19 protein-coding genes are annotated in these 19,697 nt (G+C 64.9%); 5 read left to right on the forward strand and 14 right to left on the reverse strand.

The window, feature by feature from the left end; genetic code table 11:
- Positions 1-121: 121 nt before the first annotated feature.
- From rng to J8G26_RS12340, 7 genes are all read right to left on the reverse strand, one after another.
- Positions 122-1,609, reverse strand: coding sequence for a ribonuclease G (gene rng / locus J8G26_RS12310; RefSeq protein WP_087745592.1), 1,488 nt, complete (start codon positions 1,607-1,609; stop codon positions 122-124).
- A gap of 33 nt (positions 1,610-1,642) precedes the next feature.
- Positions 1,643-2,257, reverse strand: a complete 615-nt coding sequence (locus tag J8G26_RS12315; protein ID WP_087745589.1) for a Maf family protein — start codon at positions 2,255-2,257, stop codon at positions 1,643-1,645.
- A gap of 89 nt (positions 2,258-2,346) precedes the next feature.
- Positions 2,347-2,814, reverse strand: a complete 468-nt coding sequence (gene rlmH / locus J8G26_RS12320) for a 23S rRNA (pseudouridine(1915)-N(3))-methyltransferase RlmH (protein ID WP_010458753.1) — start codon at positions 2,812-2,814, stop codon at positions 2,347-2,349.
- 53 nt (positions 2,815-2,867) lie between these two features.
- Entirely contained in the window at positions 2,868-3,734 is an 867-nt protein-coding gene (rsfS, locus tag J8G26_RS12325; RefSeq protein WP_210569203.1) for a ribosome silencing factor, read from the reverse strand.
- 197 nt (positions 3,735-3,931) lie between these two features.
- Positions 3,932-4,900 carry an oxygen-dependent coproporphyrinogen oxidase gene (hemF, locus tag J8G26_RS12330; RefSeq protein ID WP_210569205.1) on the reverse strand — a complete coding sequence of 323 codons (969 nt, stop codon included), beginning with the start codon at positions 4,898-4,900 and terminating at the stop codon, positions 3,932-3,934.
- A complete protein-coding gene (gene purD, locus J8G26_RS12335) occupies positions 4,900-6,195 on the reverse strand; it encodes a phosphoribosylamine--glycine ligase (protein WP_210569208.1) in 1,296 nt (431 codons plus the stop codon). The genes hemF and purD overlap by 1 nt, the downstream gene beginning before the upstream one ends.
- 114 nt (positions 6,196-6,309) lie before the next feature.
- On the reverse strand, positions 6,310-7,029 hold the full coding sequence (locus tag J8G26_RS12340; protein WP_087745583.1) for a YebC/PmpR family DNA-binding transcriptional regulator: 720 nt from the start codon (positions 7,027-7,029) through the stop codon (positions 6,310-6,312).
- A gap of 77 nt (positions 7,030-7,106) precedes the next feature.
- Here J8G26_RS12340 and J8G26_RS12345 point away from each other — a divergent pair, with 77 nt between their 5' ends.
- The 4 genes from J8G26_RS12345 (at position 7,107) to upp (ending at position 11,509) form a co-directional block, all read left to right on the forward strand.
- A complete protein-coding gene (locus J8G26_RS12345; protein WP_087745579.1) occupies positions 7,107-8,636 on the forward strand; it encodes a helicase HerA-like C-terminal domain-containing protein in 1,530 nt (509 codons plus the stop codon).
- A 162-nt stretch (positions 8,637-8,798) separates the two neighbouring features.
- Positions 8,799-9,641: an enoyl-CoA hydratase-related protein gene (locus J8G26_RS12350; protein WP_087745577.1), complete on the forward strand. Its 843-nt coding sequence runs from the start codon at positions 8,799-8,801 to the stop codon at positions 9,639-9,641.
- A 206-nt stretch (positions 9,642-9,847) separates the two neighbouring features.
- Positions 9,848-10,834, forward strand: coding sequence for a threo-3-hydroxy-L-aspartate ammonia-lyase (locus tag J8G26_RS12355; protein WP_087748257.1), 987 nt, complete (start codon positions 9,848-9,850; stop codon positions 10,832-10,834).
- 45 nt (positions 10,835-10,879) lie between these two features.
- Positions 10,880-11,509: a uracil phosphoribosyltransferase gene (gene upp, locus J8G26_RS12360; RefSeq protein WP_210569209.1), complete on the forward strand. Its 630-nt coding sequence runs from the start codon at positions 10,880-10,882 to the stop codon at positions 11,507-11,509.
- A 69-nt stretch (positions 11,510-11,578) separates the two neighbouring features.
- Here the strand turns inward: upp and J8G26_RS12365 are convergent, their stop codons facing one another.
- The 6 genes from J8G26_RS12365 to J8G26_RS12390 all read right to left on the reverse strand — a co-directional run bounded on the left by J8G26_RS12365 (position 11,579) and on the right by J8G26_RS12390 (position 16,825).
- Complete coding sequence (locus J8G26_RS12365; RefSeq protein WP_210569212.1) at positions 11,579-12,751, reverse strand: GGDEF domain-containing protein; 1,173 nt, start codon at positions 12,749-12,751, stop codon at positions 11,579-11,581.
- 203 nt (positions 12,752-12,954) lie between these two features.
- A complete protein-coding gene (locus J8G26_RS12370) occupies positions 12,955-14,250 on the reverse strand; it encodes a hypothetical protein (protein ID WP_210569214.1) in 1,296 nt (431 codons plus the stop codon).
- Positions 14,251-14,419: 169 nt separating this feature from the next.
- A complete protein-coding gene (locus J8G26_RS12375; protein ID WP_087745573.1) occupies positions 14,420-15,169 on the reverse strand; it encodes a hypothetical protein in 750 nt (249 codons plus the stop codon).
- A 30-nt stretch (positions 15,170-15,199) separates the two neighbouring features.
- Positions 15,200-15,769, reverse strand: coding sequence for a hypothetical protein (locus tag J8G26_RS12380; protein WP_210569216.1), 570 nt, complete (start codon positions 15,767-15,769; stop codon positions 15,200-15,202).
- Positions 15,766-16,050: a J domain-containing protein gene (locus J8G26_RS12385; RefSeq protein ID WP_210569218.1), complete on the reverse strand. Its 285-nt coding sequence runs from the start codon at positions 16,048-16,050 to the stop codon at positions 15,766-15,768. Before J8G26_RS12385 ends, J8G26_RS12380 begins: the two co-directional genes overlap by 4 nt.
- Before the next feature lie 61 nt (positions 16,051-16,111).
- Positions 16,112-16,825, reverse strand: coding sequence for a YebC/PmpR family DNA-binding transcriptional regulator (locus J8G26_RS12390; RefSeq protein ID WP_087745568.1), 714 nt, complete (start codon positions 16,823-16,825; stop codon positions 16,112-16,114).
- 294 nt (positions 16,826-17,119) lie between these two features.
- Between J8G26_RS12390 and J8G26_RS12395 the strand changes: the two genes are divergently transcribed.
- Positions 17,120-18,349 (forward strand): spore maturation protein, encoded by a 1,230-nt coding sequence (locus J8G26_RS12395; RefSeq protein ID WP_210569220.1) that lies wholly within the window; start codon positions 17,120-17,122, stop codon positions 18,347-18,349.
- An 86-nt stretch (positions 18,350-18,435) separates the two neighbouring features.
- Here J8G26_RS12395 and J8G26_RS12400 read toward each other — a convergent pair whose 3' ends face one another.
- Complete coding sequence (locus tag J8G26_RS12400) at positions 18,436-19,695, reverse strand: cystathionine gamma-synthase family protein (RefSeq protein ID WP_210569221.1); 1,260 nt, start codon at positions 19,693-19,695, stop codon at positions 18,436-18,438.
- Positions 19,696-19,697 lie beyond the last annotated feature (2 nt).

A 19,697-nucleotide genomic window follows, 5' to 3' on the forward strand; every position in this document is an offset into this window, starting at 1 on the left:
CGCCTCCGAACAGCGAAGCCTGTGACTATAGCATGGAAATTGAGAACACAAAAGAATCGAGCACTTCGAGCTATCTGCCACGAGGAATAGCCACCCCATCCACCCTTGCTCCGCGTCGGAGCTACAGCAACACAATATCGTATTGCTCTTGCCCCATGGCACTCTCAGCCTGAAGCGAGATGGGCTTGCCGATGAAATCGCTCAGGCCCGCCAAATGCTGGCTTTCCTCGTCCAGAAATAGCTCCACCACACGGGGCGAAGCCACCACGCGAAACTCGCGCGGGTTGAATTGGCGGGCCTCACGCAGAATTTCGCGCAACACGTCGTAGCACACGCTGCGCGCTGTCTTCACCTGCCCAGCCCCCTGGCAGGCGCTGCAGGGCTCGCACAGCATGTGCGCAAGCGATTCACGGGTGCGTTTGCGCGTCATCTCGACGAGGCCCAATTGAGAAAACCCCCCCGACATGGTCTTGACCCGATCGCGCGCAAGCTGCTTCTTGAACTCGGCGAGCACGGCCTCCTGATGGTCGTCGCGGGCCATATCAATGAAATCCACGATGATGATTCCACCCAGGTTGCGCAGGCGCAGCTGGCGGGCGATGGCCTGGGCGGCCTCCAGGTTGGTTTTGAAGATGGTGTCGTCGAAGTTGCGCGCACCCACGTAGCCGCCGGTGTTCACGTCGATGGTGGTGAGCGCCTCGGTCTGGTCCACGATCAGGTAGCCGCCCGATTTCAGATCGACCCGGCGGCCCAGGGCCTTGGCAACTTCTTCGTCAATGGAGTACAGGTCAAAAATCGGGCGCTCGCCCTTGTAATGCTGCAGCTTGCCCGCCGCTGCGGGCATGAACTCCTGCCCAAAGGCCCGCAGGCGCTGGAACTGCTCCATCGAATCAAGGCGAATGGTCTGCGTGTGGTCGCCCACCAGATCGCGCAGCACGCGCTGCAACAGATCCAGATCCTGGTGCAGCAGCGACATGGCGGGCAGCTTGAGTGATGCCTCCTTGATGCGCGCCCAGGTCTTGCGCAGGTAGGCAATGTCTTCGGCCAGTTCGGCATCGGTCGAATCCTCGCCATTGGTGCGCAGGATGAAGCCGCCGCCCCCGCCCGTGGACTTGTCGCCCACCAGTGACTGCAGCCGGGCGCGCAGGGCATCGCGCTCTGCGCCGGGAATCTTCTGTGACACGCCCACATGGTCGTCCTGCGGCAAAAAAACGAGCAGGCGGCCCGCGATGCTGATCTGCGTTGACAGCCGCGCGCCCTTGGTGCCGATGGGGTCCTTGATGACTTGCACCATGAGCGCCTGACCTTCGAACACCTGCTTTTCAATCGGCACCTGCGGTTCGTTTTTGCGCGCAAATGCGGGTGGCTCGCCATCGGGCTGGCGCTGCCAGACATCGGCCACATGCAAAAAGGCCGCGCGCTCCAGGCCGATGTCGATGAAGGCCGACTGCATGCCGGGCAGCACGCGCGAGACCTTGCCCAGGTAGACGTTGCCCACCAGGCCGCGTTCGAGCGTGCGCTCGATGTGCAGCTCCTGCACGGCGCCATGCTCCACCACGGCCACACGGGTTTCCTGGGGCGACCAGTTGATCAGGATGTCTTGTTGCATGGCTTAGTGATTGTTGTCTTTTGTTCGCGTCGCTTAGATCGCAAATCCCGCAGCACGCAGCAGTTGTGCTGTCTCGTACATGGGCAACCCCATGATGCCCGAATAGCTGCCCGCCATGTGCTCCACATACGCCGCCGCCCGCCCCTGGATGCCGTAGGCCCCTGCCTTGCCCAGCGGCTCGCCCGTGGCCACATAGGCGGCGATCTGCGCAGGTGTCATGGCCGCAAAAATGACGCGCGACACTGACAGGGCTGAAAGACGCTTGGGGCCGACCTGCAACGCCACGGCGGTGAGCACGCGGTGCTCGTGTCCTGCCAGTTCGGACAGCATGCGCGCGGCATGGGCGGCATCGTCGGGCTTGCCGTAGATGGTGCGGCCCAGCGCCACAGTGGTGTCGGAACACAGGATGGGCGCATCAGGCAAACCCCGGCGCGTACAGCGGGCCACGGCGGCGTCGAGCTTGAGGCCGGTCACGCGTTCCACATAGGCCGCAGGCGCTTCGCCGGGCAGCACCGCCTCGATGACTTCGGCGTCTTCGGCTTCGTCACCGTCCGCGTTGGGCAGCAGCAGTTCGTGGCGTACGCCCAGCTGTTCGAGCAGCTGGCGCCGGCGCGGGCTTTGGGAGGCAAGGTAGATGAAGTCAGGCATGAACGGATTTTGATAAAAATCGGCTCTAGCGCTTACCCATCAAGCGCTAGCAGCTATAAAAACAGAGTAATCCCCCCCCAATGCCGGCCTCACTCGCGGTGGTAGGGATGCCCGGCGTTCACCGACCAGGCGCGGTACAACTGCTCGATGAGCAGCACCCGCACCATCGCGTGCGGCAGAGTCAGATCCGAGAGACGGATGCGCTCGTGTGCGCCCTGGCGAAACGCAGGGTCCAGCCCGTCCGGGCCGCCGATGACCAGAGCCACGTCGTCCCCGCCCAGCTGCCAGCCCTTGAGTCGTTCGGCCAAAGCCTTGGTGGTGAGATTGGTGCCGCGCTCGTCCAGCGCCACCACGCGCGTGCCACGCGGGATGGCGGCTTCGATGCGCTCGCGCTCGGCGGCGTACAGCGTCTCCAGCGTTTTGGAGCCACGCGGTTCGGTCTTGACGGCCTTGAGCTCGACCTTGAGCTCGGGCGGGAAACGTTTGGCGTAATCGTCGTAAGCCGTCTGCGCCCAGTCGGGCACACGCTGGCCCACGGCCACGATCAGCAGCTTCATGACCGCTCAGGCGCTGTGCGCAGGTTCGGGTCGTCGGTGGGCCGCCGTGCCATTCACTTGCGGCCCGGTGCCCTCTTGGCTGCCGGCTTGGCGACAGCACCACCGCGGGCGGCGATGGGCTTGGCACCGGTCTTGGCGGCAGCAGCCGTCTTGCTGCGGGGGGCCGATGGCTTGACGACCACGGTCTTGATCGCTGCCTTGGTGGCCGCTGGCTTCTTGGCAGCAGTTGTTGGCTTTGCCGATGCCTTGGCCGGCGCGGCCTTGGCAACGCTGCTGCGCTTTGCGGGCGCCTTGGCTGGAGCCTTGGTGATGGCTTTGGCTGGTGCTTTTGCAGTCGTCTTGGCAGCGGGAGTGGCTGCGGCCTTGGCGGCTGTTTTGGCGACAGCCTTGACCGTGGCCTTGCCCGAGCGGGCCGCCACCACAGGTGCCGCTGCCTTTTTGGCGGGCGCCTTGCCAGCAGCCTTCGCGCCGGACTTGGCAGCCTTCTGGGCCGACTTCTTTTCGGCCAGCTCGGTGGCGGCGCTGGACACGGGCTTGGCGGCGCCGAGCTTCAGGCGCACGGGGGTGTCGCCCCACAGCTCTTCGAGGCGGTAGTACTGGCGGATGGCGGGCTGCATGATGTGTGCCACGGCGGCGCCGCAGTCCACGATGATCCATTCGCCGTTTTCTTCGCCTTCGATGCGTGGCTTCACGAAGCCCGCGTCCTTGACCGCATCGCGCACACTGGCGGCCAGGGCCTTGGTCTGGCGGTTGGAAGTGCCCGATGCCACGATCACCCGTTCAAACAGCGGCGAGAGATGCTCGGTGTTGAAGACCTGGATGTCTTGCGCCTTGACGTCTTCCAGGCCATCGACGATGGCGCGCTGGAGTTTGGTGACGTCTTTTTTGGCGGCGGTTTCCGATTTGGTGGAGGTGGTCATCAGGCGGTGAATATATGAAGAGAATGGGATCAATATAGCGTGCAACGCAGCGCACAGCCAGCGGGCTGCGCCTTGGGTGTTGCGCGGTGGCGCTGCGTCAGTTTGAGGTGTTTTTGGCCTCTAGCGCAGGTGTGAAAAGCGCAGGCAGCTATTGAAATTATAGCTTTTTGCGATTTTCAGGACTTTCAGGCAACACTTCAGGCAACTTCAGCGAGCCAGTCGCGCCGCACCAGAAAGCGCTGCGCCAGCTCAGCTTCGGCCGAATCGGCAGCATCGGAACGCTGATACGACCACGCCACCAGCGGCGGCATGGACAGCAAAATGGACTCGGTGCGCCCGCCTGACTGCAGGCCAAAGTGTGTGCCCCGGTCCCACACCAGGTTGAACTCCACATAGCGGCCCCGGCGGTAGAGCTGAAAGCCGCGCTCGCGCTCGCCAAACGGCGTGGCCTGGCGCTTTTCCACGATGGGCAGGTAGGCGCTCAGAAAGGCATCGCCCACCGACTGCGTCATGGCCAGGCTTTGCTCAAAGCCCAACTCCGAGAAATCGTCATAGAACACTCCGCCCACGCCGCGCTGCTCGCTGCGGTGCTTGAGGTAGAAGTATTCGTCGCACCACTGCTTAAAGCGCGGGTACTTGTCGTCGCCAAACGGCGCCAGGGCATCGCTGCAGGTGCGGTGAAAGTGCACCGCGTCTTCCTCGAAACCGTAGTACGGCGTGAGGTCCATGCCACCGCCAAACCAGCAGGTCGGCGCTTGCCCAGGGTGGCCCGCAGCGATCATGCGCACGTTCATGTGCACCGTGGGCACGTAAGGGTTGCGCGGGTGGAACACCAGCGACACGCCCATGGCCTCGAACGGCGCACCCGCCAGTTCGGGCCGGTGCTGCGTGGCCGAGGGCGGCAGTTGCGGGCCGCGCACATGGCTGAAGCCGCAGCCCGCGCGCTCGAACACGCGGCCGCCTTCCAGGATCTTGGTGATGCCGTCGCCCTGCAGCGGCTCGCCGGGCGGCTTGCGCCATGCGTCGGCCAGAAAGCGCGCACCGCCCTCCCCTTCAGCGGTTTCCACGGCTTCGAGTGCATCGGTAATGCGGGCCTGCAGGCCCTGCAGGTAGCTGCGCACACGGGTCACCGTGTCGGCCGTGTTCAGAGTCTGCGAGCCAGACATCAGCTCTTCAGCGCCCGAAAACCAATGTCGCGCCGGTACTGAGCGCCGTCGAAGTGAATGCCCCGCGCCACGTCATACGCACGTTGCTGCGCCTGCTTGACGCTGTCGGCCAGCACGGTGACGCACAGCACGCGGCCGCCGGTCACGCTGACCACGCCGTCCTTGAGCTGCGTGCCTGCATGGAACACCACGGCATCGTCCGCCTCGGCGGGCAGGCCGGTGATGGGGTCGCCCTTGCGCGGGGTTTCAGGGTAGCCGTGGGCAGCCATGACCACGCCGAGCGCGGTGCGGCGGTCCCACTGCAGTTCCATCTGGTCGAGCTTGCCATCGGCGGCTGCGCCGAGCACGTCACAGAAGTCGCTTTTCAGGCGCATCAGGATCGGTTGCGTTTCGGGGTCGCCCATACGGCAGTTGAATTCGAGCGTCTTGGGCTGGCCCTTGGCGTCGATCATCAGGCCGGCATACAGAAAGCCGGTGTAGGGAATGCCGTCTTTTTCCATGCCCCGGATGGTGGGCAGGATGATCTCGCGCATGGCGCGGGCATGCACATCGGCCGTGACCACGGGCGCGGGCGAATACGCGCCCATGCCGCCGGTGTTGGGGCCTTCGTCGCCGTCTTTCAGGCGTTTGTGGTCCTGGCTGGTGGCCAGGGCCAGCACGTTCTTGCCATCGCACAGCACGATGAACGAGGCTTCCTCGCCTTCAAGGAACTGCTCGATCACCACGCGCGGCAAGGCCTTTCCATCAACACCTTCGTTGTGCGCCACGCCATATTTGTTGTCCACCAGCATGAAATCGACGGCATCGTGGGCCTCCTGCAGCGTCATGGCAACGACCACGCCCTTGCCAGCGGCCAGGCCGTCGGCCTTGATGACAATGGGGGCGCCCAGCCGGTCCACAAACGCATGGGCCGCCACCGGGTCGGTGAAGGTGTCGTAATCGGCCGTGGGGATGCCATGGCGGCGCATGAAAGCCTTGGAGAAGGCCTTGGAGCTTTCGAGCTGGGCCGCAGCCTTGGTGGGGCCGAAGATGCGCAGGCCGTTGGCACGGAACTCATCGACCACACCGGCCGCCAGTGGCGCCTCGGGGCCCACCACGGTCAGGCCGATTTTCTCGGTCTGGGCCCACATGCGCAGCTCGCGCACGTCAGAGATGCCCACGTTTTCGAGCTTGGAATTCAAGGCCGTGCCGCCATTGCCAGGCGCCACAAACACCTTGGTCACCTTGGGGGACTGGCTCAGCTTCCACGCCATCGCGTGTTCACGGCCGCCGCCACCAATCACAAGTACTTTCATAGGAACCTTTGGTGAACCCGGCCCACAGCGCCGTGCTGCTGGGCGGGGTTCGGGGGAATATCAGTCGGAAAACAAGTCAGGGCAAGAAAAAAACGGTGGCCCACTGGTGCAGAGTCACAGCGCCGCGTTGTGATAGACCTCTTGGGTGTCGTCCAGGTCTTCCAGCACGTCCAGCAGTTTTTGCATCTTGGCGGCGTCTTCGCCGGTCAGTTCGATGGTGTTTTCGGGCCGCATGGTCACGCCCGCCACCTCGGCAGTGAGGCCTGCGGCCTCCAGCGCATTTTTCACGGTTTCGAAGTCGGCCGGGGCGGTCAGCACCTCCACCGCGCCGTCTTCGTCGGTCACCACGTCTTCGGCACCCGCCTCCAAGGCGACTTCCATCACCTTGTCTTCGCTGGTACCGGGGGCAAAAATCAGCTGGCCGCAGTGCTTGAACTGGAAGACCACCGAGCCTTCTGTGCCCATGTTGCCGCCGTGTTTGCTGAACGCGTGGCGCACTTCGGCCACGGTGCGCACACGGTTGTCGGTCATGGTGTCGATCATGATGGCGGCGCCACCAATGCCATAGCCCTCGTAGCGGATTTCTTCGTAGGTCAGGCCCTCGGCGTTGCCCGTGGCCTTGTCGATGTTGTATTTGATGCGGTCGGCGGGCATGTTGGCCGCCTTGGCCTTGTCCACCGCCAGGCGCAGGCGGGGGTTGGCAGACAGATCGCCGCCACCGGCACGGGCGGCCACAGTGATTTCACGAATGATGCGGGTCCAGATCTTGCCGCGTTTTTCATCCTGCCGCCCCTTGCGGTGCTGGATATTCGCCCATTTGCTGTGTCCTGCCACGGGAAGTCCTTTTGTATTGATTTAATCTAGTGGCCGCGATTTTACTTTTGCCCGCCACCGATCCGAGGAAACCCGAAATGGCCGAACCCCTCCTGATTGCCAAGCACGACACCATCGAATGCCACCTGCTGCCCGGCCTGGCCAACCGCCACGGGCTCATCACCGGAGCCACCGGCACGGGCAAGACCGTGACCCTGCAAACCCTGGCCGAGAACTTCTCACGCATCGGCGTGCCGGTGTTCATGGCCGATGTGAAGGGCGACCTGACGGGCGCCAGCCAGCCCGGCAAGATTGGCGACAAACTGGCGGCGGTGCTCAAGGAGCGCGGCCTGCCCCTGCCCACGCCCCTGGCCTGCCCCACCACGCTGTGGGACGTGTTTGGCGAGCAGGGCCACCCGGTGCGTGCCACGGTATCGGACATGGGCCCGCTGCTGCTGGGTCGCATGCTCAACCTGAACGAGACCCAGCTCGGCGTGCTCAACCTCGTGTTCAAGATTGCCGACGACAGCGGCATGCTGCTGCTGGACCTGAAAGACCTGCGCGCCATGCTGCAGTACGTGGGCGACAACGCCAAGGAGTTCACCACCGAATACGGCAACGTCAGCGCCGCCAGCGTGGGCGCAATCCAGCGCGGCCTGCTGCAGATCGAGAGCCAGGGCGGCGAACAGTTCTTTGGCGAGCCCATGCTCGACATCCAGGACTTCATGCAGACCGTGGACGGCCACGGCGTGGTCAACATCCTGGCGGCCGACAAGCTCATGAACTCGCCGCGTCTGTACGCCACCTTCCTGCTCTGGATGCTGTCTGAGCTGTTCGAGCAACTGCCCGAGATCGGCGACCCCGAGCAGCCCAAACTGGTGTTCTTCTTCGACGAGGCCCACCTGCTGTTCAACGAGGCGCCGAAAGTGCTCATCGAGCGCATCGAGCTGGTGGTGCGCCTGGTGCGCTCCAAGGGCGTGGGCGTGTACTTCGTCACGCAGAACCCGCTCGACATCCCCGACAGCGTGCTGGCCCAGCTGGGCAACCGCGTGCAGCACGCGCTGCGCGCCTTCACGCCGCGCGACCAGAAGGCCGTCAAAGCCACGGCCACCACCATGCGGCAAAAGCCGGGCCTGGACATCGAAACCGCCATCACCGAGCTGGCCGTGGGCGAGGCGCTGGTGAGCTTTCTGGACGCCAAGGGCCGCCCCAGCGTGACCGAGCGCGTGTTCGTGCTGCCGCCGGGCAGCCAGCTGGGCCCCATCACGCCGCAGCAGCGCCAGGCCTTGCTGGCCAGCTCACTCGTGGCGGGGGTGTACGAAAAGATTGTGGACCGCGAATCGGCCTACGAAAAGCTCAAGGGCCGCGCTACCGAGATCAGCGAGCAGGCCGGCAATGCAACAGGCAATGGCAAGAGCGCCAACGGTGCGACTGCCGACGAAGGCGGCGGCCTGCTGGGCGGCCTGAACGACGTGCTGTTTGGCAGCACCGGCCCGCGCGGCGGTAAGCGCGACGGCCTGGCCCAGACCATGGCCAAGTCGGCCGTGCGCACCATGGGCACCTCGCTGGGGCGCGAGATCCTGCGCGGCGTGCTGGGCGGCATCTTCGGCGGCAGCAAACGGCGCTGAATCTGCGGGTGGCCCGGGGCGTTGCGGAGCCCGCATCCGCAGCGCCATCACTCCTGTTTTTATAGCTACTGGCGCTTGATACACAAGCGCCAGTGGCATATTTCATTCAAAGTCGCCTGTGCGACGACGCAGCGCAACACACCGGGCCTACATTCCACGTCCATGAACACCCTCACCTGCTTTTCCCTCAGCATCACCGACCACGTGGCCCATCTGGTTCTGAACAAACCCGAGGCCATGAACACCATGCACCCCACCTTCTGGCGCGAGCTAGACGCGGTGCTGGCCCAGCTGCACCAGGCGGGTGAGGCGCGGGCGCTGGTCATCAGCAGCACCGGCAAACATTTCAGCGCGGGCATGGCGCTGGAAACCTTTGGCGGCGCCATCACCATGGACGACCAGAGCCCCGAGGGCCGCGCCGCCATCTTCGATCTGCTGACCGATATGCAGGCCACCTTCACCCGCATCGAGAGCCTGCGCATCCCCGTGATCATGGCCATCCATGGCGGTTGTATTGGCGGCGCGGTGGACATGGTCACGGCGGGCTGCATCCGCTACGCCACGGCCGACGCGTTCTTCTGCATCCAGGAGATCAACATCGGCATGGTGGCCGACGTGGGCACGCTGCAGCGCCTGCCCAAGCTGATCCCGCTGGGCGTGGTCAAGGAACTGGCCTACACCGGCCGCCGCCTGAGCGCTGCCAAGGCCCTGGGCTACGGCCTGGTCAACGAGGTCTTCGACACGCAAGGCGCCATGCTGGCCGCCGCCCTGCAATGCGCGCAAGAGATCGCCTGCAAGTCGCCCGTCGCCATCTGGGGCACCAAGCAGGCCGTGAACTACGCGCGCGACCATTCGGTGGAAGACAGCCTGCGCCAGATGGGCTGGCTGCAAGGCGCCATCTGGAGCAACCAGCATGTGCGCGAATCGGTCACGGCCATGAAGCAAAAGCGCGCGGGCGAGTTCCCGGCGCTCACGCCCCTGCAGCGGTTCAGCGAACTGGGCTGAGCACCCAGCCCCAGGCGGCATGCATCCACGCGGTGCCTGGCGCGGCATGCCGGCACAGCCACCCCGGATTCATCAAAATCCATAGCTGCTAGCGCTTACGTGGTAAGCGCTAGCAGGCATTTTTGCTTCAAACTGCACGGCAACGGGCTATGATGCGCCAGCGTGGCTGCCGCTCCCCGGCGACCCGCCAGCCCAAGGATGCCGACATGACCCAGACACCCTTTTCCGTGCCCGCTTATGTGCCAACGTATGCCGATGTGGCCGATGCCGCCCATCGCCTGCACGGCATGGCGCACCGCACGCCCGTGCTGCGCTCCAGCACCGCAGACGAGCGGCTGGGCGCGCAGCTGTTCTTCAAGTGCGAGAACCTGCAGCGCACCGGCGCCTTCAAGTTCCGCGGTGCCTTCAACACCCTGGCCCAGTTCACCGACGAGCAGCGCAAGGGCGGCGTGCTGGCGTTCTCGGCCGGCAACCACGCCCAGGCCATTGCCATGTCGGCCCGGCTGCTGGACATGCCCGCCGTCATCGTCATGCCCGAAGACGCGCCCGCCAGCAAGATGGCCGCCACGCGCGGCTATGGCGCGCAGGTGGTCACCTACAACCGCTACACCGAAGACCGCGAGGCCATCAGCCGGCGCCTGGCGCAAGAGCGCGGCATGACGCTGGTGCCGCCGTATGACCACCCGCACGTCATCGCCGGGCAAGGCACCGCGGCCAAGGAGCTGCTGGAAGAAGTGCCCAACCTCGACTACCTCTTTGTGTGCGTGGGCGGTGGCGGCCTGCTGGCTGGCAGCCTGCTGGCCGCCGAGGCGCTGGCCCCGCACTGCCGTGTGGTGGGCGTGGAGCCCCAGGCGGGCAGCGATGGCCAGCAGTCGTTTCGCGCGGGGCACATCGTGCAGATCGCCACGCCGCACACCATTGCCGACGGCGCGCAAACGCAGGCGCTGGGCCAGCTCACCTTCCCTGTCATCCAGCGCCTGGCGGACGACATGGTCACCGCCACCGACGAACAGCTGGTGCAAGCCCTGCGCTTTTTTGCCGAGCGCATGAAGATCGTGGTCGAACCCACGGGCGCGCTGGCCTTTGCCGGCGCAGAGCACGGCGGTGTGGATGTGCGGGGCGCCCGGGTGGGCATTCTGATCAGCGGCGGCAATGTCGATCTGGCGCGCTATTCGCGCTTTCTGGCAGACTGACCCTGTTGTACCGATCCGCAAGAAACATAAAAAAGACCTTTCCCAATGAGCAACGTCACCGTCATCACCCACCCCCTCGTTCAGCACAAGCTCACGCTGATGCGCAAGAAGGAAGCCAGCACCAACAGTTTTCGCCGCCTGCTGGGCGAGCTCTCCACGCTGATGGCCTATGAAGTCACGCGCGACATGCCGCTGCAGGACGTGCAGATCGAAACCCCGCTCGAAACCATGACCGGCAAGGTCATCGACGGCAAAAAACTGGTGCTGGTGTCCATCCTGCGCGCCGGCAACGGCTTTCTGGACGGCATGCTCAACGTGGTGCCCGGCGCCCGCGTGGGCCACATCGGCCTGTACCGCGACCCGGCCACGCTGCAGCCCGTGGAATACTATTTCAAGATGCCCTCCGAGATGGACGAGCGCGACATCATCGTGATCGATCCCATGCTGGCCACCGGCAACTCGGCCGCCGCCGCGGTGGAGCGCCTCAAAAAGCTCAATCCCCGCTCGATCAAGTTCGTGTGCCTGCTGGCCGCGCCCGAGGGCATTGCCACGCTGCAAAAAGCCCACCCCGACGTGCAGATCTTCACCGCCGCCATCGACCGCGAACTGAGCGACCACGGCTACATCCTGCCCGGCCTGGGCGATGCGGGCGACCGCATCTTTGGCACCAAGTAAGCCCCAAAAACCGCCGGCAGAGTGGCTGCCGTCATTCTGAATTTTCCGGCACAGCCTGCCGTGATCGGCTCACACAGGTTGCGCGATGGCCAGTGCCTCGACCCGGTTGCGGCCGTGCGCCTTGGCCAGGTACATGGCATCGTCGGCGCGCTGCAAAAGGGCGTCTGACGAATCACCAGGCAGGTATTGCGTGGCCCCGATGCTCACCGTCAGGTGGATGGGGCCACGGTCCGTCAACACCGGCTGGCTGGCCACCAGGGCGCGCAGGCGCTCAGCCACGGAAAGGGTCCCCGCGCGGCTGGCGTTGGGCAAAAAAATGACGAACTCCTCGCCGCCCATCCGCCCCATCACGTCCTCATTGCGCAGGCAGCCGCTGGCCAGGCCGACAAAATGGCGCAGCACATCGTCGCCGCCTTTGTGCCCGCAGGTGTCATTGACCATCTTGAAATGGTCCAGGTCAATCGCCAGCACGGAAAGATCGGACTGTATGCGGTGCGCACTGCTGATGGCTTTTTCGAGCAACGTGAGGAACGCTCGCCGGTTGAATACGTCGGTGAGCGGGTCCATCTCGGCCAGGTGGCGCAACTCTCGGGTGATGTGCTCATTGGTCAGCATCAGCGTGCCAAACGCCATCAGCACCAGGGACAACGTGGCTTCAAGCACCACAAACTGCGATAGCAGCACCACCATGTCGGCGCCAGCCTCCTCCCCCGAACCCGGCATGGCCAGCCTGAACAGCAGCGGCCGCAACAGCAGGAAAAGCCCATGCAGGCCGGCCACGAGGGAAAACAGATAGCGTGCGGGCACGTCCCGAACGCCGCCGCGCGCCACGGTGTGGGCTGTGAGCAAAAAACACACGCCAGAAACCGAACCCGCCAGCGCAAACCGGATCGCCAGGTTCGGCTGCACCACCGTGAAATACACCGCTGCAGCCACCACGCCAACGATAGCCGTCGCAGCAACCGCATGCGGCAAAGGCGGCCGCCCCATGTACGCACGGCCGCCTAGAAAGCAGAGGTACGCCGCCACGGCAATGCTCACCTGCGACAGCACCACCGCCAGCACTTCCGGCACGTAGTCGCGCACCAGCAAGCTGGCGCAAAAAACCGCCCCGCTCAGAAAAGACAGCATCCACAGCCGCAAGCCGGGAATGCCCTTGTTGAAATGCCACACGGCATAAAGCACCGTGGTGACCAGCGCGGCAAGAATGCCAGCAAGGATGACGAGCGTTGGGCTGTGCACGAGCGATGAAGGTGGGCTGGCGGCGAGCGATGGATGGCAACGGAGGAAATCGGCCCTGCGTTGCGAACCCGTTGTACGGAAGGCAGGAAAAGCCAAGCGGAATGTTAACCGGGTCTTGGGGTTCGATCCGGCGCGGGTGGAACCGACGCGCACCCCTGAACGACCTGCACAGCGCTCGCCGCCATTCCTACCCTCTCACACCGTCACCCCACCACAACATGGCACTCGCGGCGCAGCAAGGCCAGCGCGTCGTGCATCTGGTAGTCCATGTCGCTGCCCAGCGTTTTGCCCGACTCCTGCACAAAGCTGTTCCACATGCCGATGTAGTCCGCCTGGTAGGCGCCCGGTGCATGGCTGCGGATGAATTCGGTGGCCAGCTCGGGCTGCAGGCCGCTTTTGCGGATCTTGCGGATCAGGCTGGCCGCGGCTTTTTCGGTCAGCAGGGTCTTCTTGGGGGCTCCTGCCGCAAGGCACAGAAACAAGGTGAGCAGCGAGTGCTCGTCTTCGTTGCCCTGGGTGGCCTTGATCCATGTCTTGCTGGCGGGCTGGGGGGGCTCGCCACCCTCTTCGATCGCATCCAGGCTGCGGTGGTAATGGTCCACTTCGGCCAGCGGGTCGTCCAGCAAAAAGTAGCGGGCGCGGAAGGCCCCGGTGGGGCGCAGCAGGTTGCGCAGCGGCGTGGCGCCATCCAGCAATTTGGGCAGATCGGCCAGCACGGCAGCGCACTGGGCCTGCATCACCGCGCGCAGGTCGGCGGGCACGCCGGCAGGTAGCCGCAGTTCGGTGGGCGCCGCCCGCTTTTTCTTGCGCAGCGCCGTCACCAGCTTCTCCAGCGCCACGGCGTTGGGCCACTCACCCAGGTGCATGGCCCGGGGCGCCAGGGCCTGCATGAGCAAACCAGTGCGGATGACGGCCTCGGCGTCGGCGCCTGCGGCTTCGAGCTCGTCGGTGTCGAGGTCGTATTGCTCGGCCAGCCACTGTGCGGCATGGATGGCCTGGGCCATCTGGCTGCGGCGGGCCAGTTCGGCCTGGTAATCGGTGTAGCTGCGCAGCGACCACAGCGCCAGCAGCGGCGTTTGAGCGTCCTCATAGCCGGCCATGCCGAAGTTGCTGCTCTCGGGCATGGCGATCAGGCGCTTGAGCATGTCCGAGCCGCCCTTGGAGCGCGACAGGAACGAATGGTCGCGCAACGAGACGGCGGCCTTGGCCACATCGCCGCCCGTGCTGTCCAGCAAATACAGGCTGATGAGGTTGACCATGCGGTCGCGGGCTTTTTCGAGCTCGGGCCGCAAAAATTCGCTGCCAAAGTAGCGGGCGATCTGCACCATGCCCTTGGGGGCGTCGGCGCAGATGGCGGCCAGCCGGGCTGCATCCAGAATGCCGTGCTGCACGCCGTGCACCAGGGCTTTCTCAAAAAACGGGCGGGCGTCGTGCAGTTGCAGCGCGTTGGCGGGTGCCACCGAGTGGGCATCAAGGGAAGGCGTATCGGCCACGGTCATGTTGGTATCCATCGCGCTATGCGCTGCTCTTGGGCCTTGCAACTGGCGCGACCCAAGCCAGGACCGCCGCGCAAGGGCCGCCCCGCCGCGCTGGCGGTGTCCCCCTTCCCGAATTGCGCAGCAATTCGAGAGAAGGGGGAAGGCGCGAAGCGCCACAGGGGGTTGTCATCTAAATCGCAGATTCTTCGTCAGACGTGCGAGCGGCTGGAGTGGCCTTGCCGCGATCGGTATCGCTGGTTTCAAACTTGCCGTCGTCTTCCTCCGCAGAATCGTCACCCTCTTCCAGGCCCATGTCGTGGGCGCGCGCCTTGGCGCGCAGCACCAGCAGGGTTTCGATGAAGAGGTCGCGGCATTCGTAGCGCAGCAGCCAGGCCAGTTGCATCCAGTCGCGGTCGGCCACTTCGTCCTGGTCGATGCGGGGCTGCACATAGCCCGATGCCAGCAGCTCGTCGTCACTCAGCGTGGGGCCATAGTCTTCGGTGGCATCGAACGTGCCGGTGCGGGCAAAGGCTTCGATGCGGCTCCACTTCTCGGCAAAGTAATTGGCCAGGGCCTCGCTGCCGCCTTCCAGGTCGCCAATCGCGGTCAAGAATTCCACCGGGTCGGCATCGTCCCGAAAAATGACGGCATTGACCATGTTGCGCAGGTGCGTGTGGGTCAGATCCTTGTATTGCTTTTCCAGCACCATGGCGCGCGCAAACTGCTCGGGCGTGACCAGCAGGTTGACGACGGACGCCTTGGAGTCGTCGTACTCGCGCATCACGGCCAGCACGTCTTTGGGTGCCAGCTGGTCCAGCACGACCATCAGGGCGTTGTCGCCTTCGGTGTCGGCCAGGTCGGCCAGCGCCGATTCGGCGCCCACGATGTCGCCGGCGGCAATCAGGCTGGTGGTTTTGGTGATGAGGGCCAGGTGGTTCATGTGCGGGACATCTCGAAAATCTGGGACTGGTCAGTCTTTGCGGTCAAAGCCGGCCTCGGCCAGCCAGTGGGAACTGGCCTCGTCGCGGGTGCGGCTGGTGTGCGGGTCGGCGGCATCGTCGGCGCTCAGGGCGTTGTAGTCATCGTCGTGCTCAGCGGCCTCTTCGTCAGAATCCGGCTCGGCATCGCCCTGCGCGGGTGACGGGGCCAGGCGCGCATGCTGGTGCAAATACTCCAACGCCGCTGCCACGACCATGAAGACGGGCCCACCAGGCTCGCGCAACACGGTTGGAGCCAGGCTGGCGGCCCAGGGTTCCAGCGAGACAGCGCCTGCCAGCGTGCCCCAGTCGGGCAGGTTGTCGGCCCCCTGGCCGAGCAGATGCTCCATCACCGCAGGCTTGGCAAAACGAAAGCCCTGGTGGAAGACCACCGCCACCATTTCCGGGGCCAGCGCCATCATCTTCACCAGAAAACCGATTTCAGAGCGCTTTTCTGCCAGCCGCTTGCGCAGCACATCCTTGCCCTCCGAGTCCGAAATCAGGTCATCGAGTTCGGCCTGGTAGGCCGAACGCAGGTCATAAAAGTAAGGGGAAAGTTTCACGAAGGAAGAATGCTCTTGAAATAGGTTTGCCAGATCTCTTGCGCGGTCTGCAGCGGGTCGTCCAGCAGGTTGCGGCGGCGGTTGTCGTCGTAGGCCTGGCGGGACTCGTCGTTAGCGAGCACTTCGTAGGCCTTTTGCACGGCCTGAAAGCGCTGCGCTGCGTCGGGCGCATCGTTCTTGTCCGGGTGATAGAACGACGCTTTCTGGCGAAAGGCCTTCTTGATGTCGGACAGCGACGCGTTGGCGCCCAGTCCGAGGGCTGCGTAATGGTCAGCGGTCATGCAATGGTGTTGGAGGTATGCGCAGCGCTGGCCGGGATGGCGGCCAGCCCCTGGGCGATCATCAGCTGCCCAGGCTCACATAGACGTTCTGCACGTCGTCGTTGGCGTCGATGGCGGCCAGAAAGCTCTCGACCTCTTCCAGCTGCTCTGCCGTCAAATTGGCGGGGTTGACCGGGTTCTTGGGCTTGTAGCCCAGCTTGGCCGACAGCACGGTAAAGCCCTGCGCGGGCAGCGCGCGGCTGACCAGGTCCAGGTCGGTCGGGTCGGTCCAGAACGTGGTGGTGCCCTCTTCGTCGCCGGCTTCAAAGTCTTGCGCGCCGGCTTCGATGGCGGCCAGCTCGGGGTCGGCGCCGGGGGTGGAGGGCTCGGCCTCGATCATGCCCACATGGTTGAAGTCCCATGCCACCGATCCCGAGGTGCCCAGCTGGCCCTTGCGGAACAGCACGCGCATTTCGGGCGCGGTGCGGTTGACGTTGTCGGTCAGGCATTCGACCATCACGGCCACCTGGTGGGGCGCAAAGCCCTCGTAGATCACATGCTCGAAATGGACGGCCTCGTCGCCGATGCCGGCGCCCTTCTTGATGGCGCGCTCCAGCGTTTCCTTGGGCATCGAGACCTTGCGGGCCTGCTCGACCACGAGGCGCAGGCGCGAATTGCCGGCCGGATCGGCACCACCGCGCGCCGCCACCATAATTTCCTTGGCCAGCTTGCCAAACAGCTTGCCTCTGGCATCTGCGACTTGTGCCTTACCTTTTGCTTTCCACTGGGCGCCCATGGCGAATGTTCCTTGGTGTTGTGGCGCTCTATGAAGCTGTTCAAAGGCGCCTGGTTTTTGTCTTGGGGCGAATGCGCGCTGGTTTTTTCCGCGAAAACGGAGCGCGCAACCGAACCCTGTAGGGTACCACCCGGCGGTTCACCCTGCCTTTTGCGCGGCTGCGGGCCGTCATGCGGGTTACGCTATCCATTGCCGGGTTCGCACCCAGGCCGGCGCGCCCCTGCCAATTGCTGCGGTGAATCGGCCGAAAATGGCACCCCCCGGCAACACCACAACACCTACGGAGTTCCATCCTTGCTCAACACCCTCTGGCTGGGCTTCTTTGTCACCGCCGCCATCGCCGCGCTGGCCCAATGGCTGGTGGGCGGCAACGCCCAGATCTTTGCCGCCATGGTGGAGGCCCTGTTTGCCATGGCCAAACTGTCGGTCGAGGTGATGGTGCTGCTGTTTGGCACGCTCACGCTATGGCTGGGCTTTTTGCGCATCGCCGAAAAGGCCGGCATCGTGAACGCCGTGGCGCGCTGGCTGGCGCCGCTGTTTGCGCGGCTGATGCCCGGCGTGCCGCGCGGCCACCCGGCCCTGGGCCTGATGACGCTGAACTTTGCCGCCAACGCGCTGGGGCTGGACAACGCCGCCACGCCCATGGGCCTCAAAGCCATGCGTGCGCTGCAAGAGCTGAACCCGCAGCCCGACACTGCCACCAACGCGCAGATTCTGTTTTTGGTGCTCAATGCCTCGTCGCTCACGCTGTTGCCGGTCACCATCTTCATGTACCGCATGCAGCAGGGCGCGCCCGACCCGACGCTGGTGTTCCTGCCCATCCTGCTGGCCACTTCGGCATCGACGCTGGTGGGGCTGCTCAGCGTGGCCGTGGTGCAGCGGCTGCCGCTGTTCAGCCCGGTGGTGCTGGCCTATTTGCTGCCGGTGGCGCTGGGGCTGGCGGGCTTCATGGCGCTGCTGGCCACGCTGAGCGCGGCGGCGCTGGCGCAGCTGTCGTCGCTGCTGGGCAACCTCACGCTGTTTGCGTTGGTGCTGCTGTTTGTTTGCGTGGGCGCATGGCGCAAGGTGGCGGTGTATGAGGCGTTTGTCGAAGGCGCCAAAGAGGGTTTTGACGTGGCCAAGGGCCTGCTGCCCTACCTGGTGGCCATGCTGTGCGCGGTGGGGGTGTTCCGTGCCTCGGGCGCCCTGGGCTATGTGCTGGACGCCATCCGCTGGTGCGTGCAGGTGCTGGGCATGGATGCGCGCTTTGTCGATGCGCTGCCCACGGCGCTGGTCAAGCCGTTTTCGGGCAGCGCGGCGCGCGCCATGCTGATCGAAACCATGCAGAGCCAGGGCGTGGACAGCTTCGCCGCGCTGGCAGCCGCCACCATCCAGGGCAGCACCGAAACCACGTTTTATGTGCTGGCGGTGTACTTTGGCGCCGTGGGCATTCAGCGGGCGCGCCATGCGGTGGCCTGCGCGCTGCTGGCAGAGCTGGCCGGTGTGGTGGCCGCCATTGTGGTGTGCTACCGGTTTTTTGGCTGAAATTCAAGCCAAATTGGCCGCTAGCGCTTATGGGTAAAGCGCTAGCAGCTATTATTACAATAGCAGCCTAACAGCTTTCAGGGCAGTCACGCAGCCACAGGAAGTGCGGCCAGCGCCTGCTCAAAATCGGCCAGCAAATCCTGCAACTCCTCCAGGCCCACCGACAGGCGGATCATGCTGTCGCCAATGCCCATGCTGGCCCGCACCTCAGGCCCCGCCTCCCAGAAGATGGTGTGGGCCACCGGAATGATGAGCGTGCGCGTGTCGCCCAGGCCCGTGGCCTTGATGGGCAGATGCAGGCGGTTGCACAGCGGCAGGCACTGCGCAGGGTCGCGCAACTCGAACGACAGCAGCCACGACCCCGCCTTGAGGTGCTTTTGGGCCTGCGCGTGCTGCGGGTGCGATTCCAGCAGCGGGTAATGCACCCGCGCCACGGCAGGGTGCTGCTCCAGCCATTGGGCCAAGGCCAGCGCCGTGGCGCTGGTGCGGTCCATGCGCAGCGCCAGCGTTTCGGCCCCCAGCGCAATCTGGTGCGCGGCGTGGGATGACAAGGTGCCGCCCATGTCGCGCAGGCCCTTCTTGCGCAGCTGCTGCAGGCCCCAGCCCTTGGCATCGCCCTTGCGATAGGCCGGGAAGATGTTGGGGTAACGACTCCAGTCAAAAACACCCGTGTCGATGACGGCGCCGCCCAGCGCATCGCCCTGGCCACCCATGCTTTTGGTGAGCGAATGGACCACCAGCCCCGCCCCCACCGTGCCCGGGCGGAACAGGTAGGGCGAGGCCACCGTGTTGTCCACCACATACAGCAGCCCGCGCTCTTTGCACAGCGCACCGATGCCTTCCAGGTCGGGCATCTGGGTGCCGGGGTTGGCGATGGTCTCGACAAACACCATGCGCGTGTGCGGCCGCACGGCGGCGGCCACCTGCGCGGCATCCGTCACATCGACCGTGGTGACCTCGATGCCCAGGTCGGCCAGGGTGCCGAGCACGCTGTTGGTGTTGCCAAACACGAATTGGCTGGCCACCAGATGGTCGCCCGCCTTGAGCAGCGTGAGAAAAACGGCGCAGATGGCTGCCATGCCCGTGGAAAACACAATGCTGCCCTGGCCGCGCTCCATTTGCGTCAGCTTGGACTCCAGCGCGGCCGTGGTGGGCGTGCCCTGGCGCGCATAGTTGAAGCCACCCTTGGCGGTGCCCTGGAACACGGCAATCAGGTCTTCGACCTTGTCGAAACCGTATTGCACCGAGGTGTGGATGGGCTGGTGGATGGCGCCATGCCCGGCGCCGCCCAAGCGGTCGGCATGCACGATCTGGGTGGTGAAATGGGGGTTGTTTGGTGTCGTCATAA

This window comes from Acidovorax sp. JG5, assembly GCF_017939685.1.
Classification (GTDB): domain Bacteria; phylum Pseudomonadota; class Gammaproteobacteria; order Burkholderiales; family Burkholderiaceae_C; genus Acidovorax.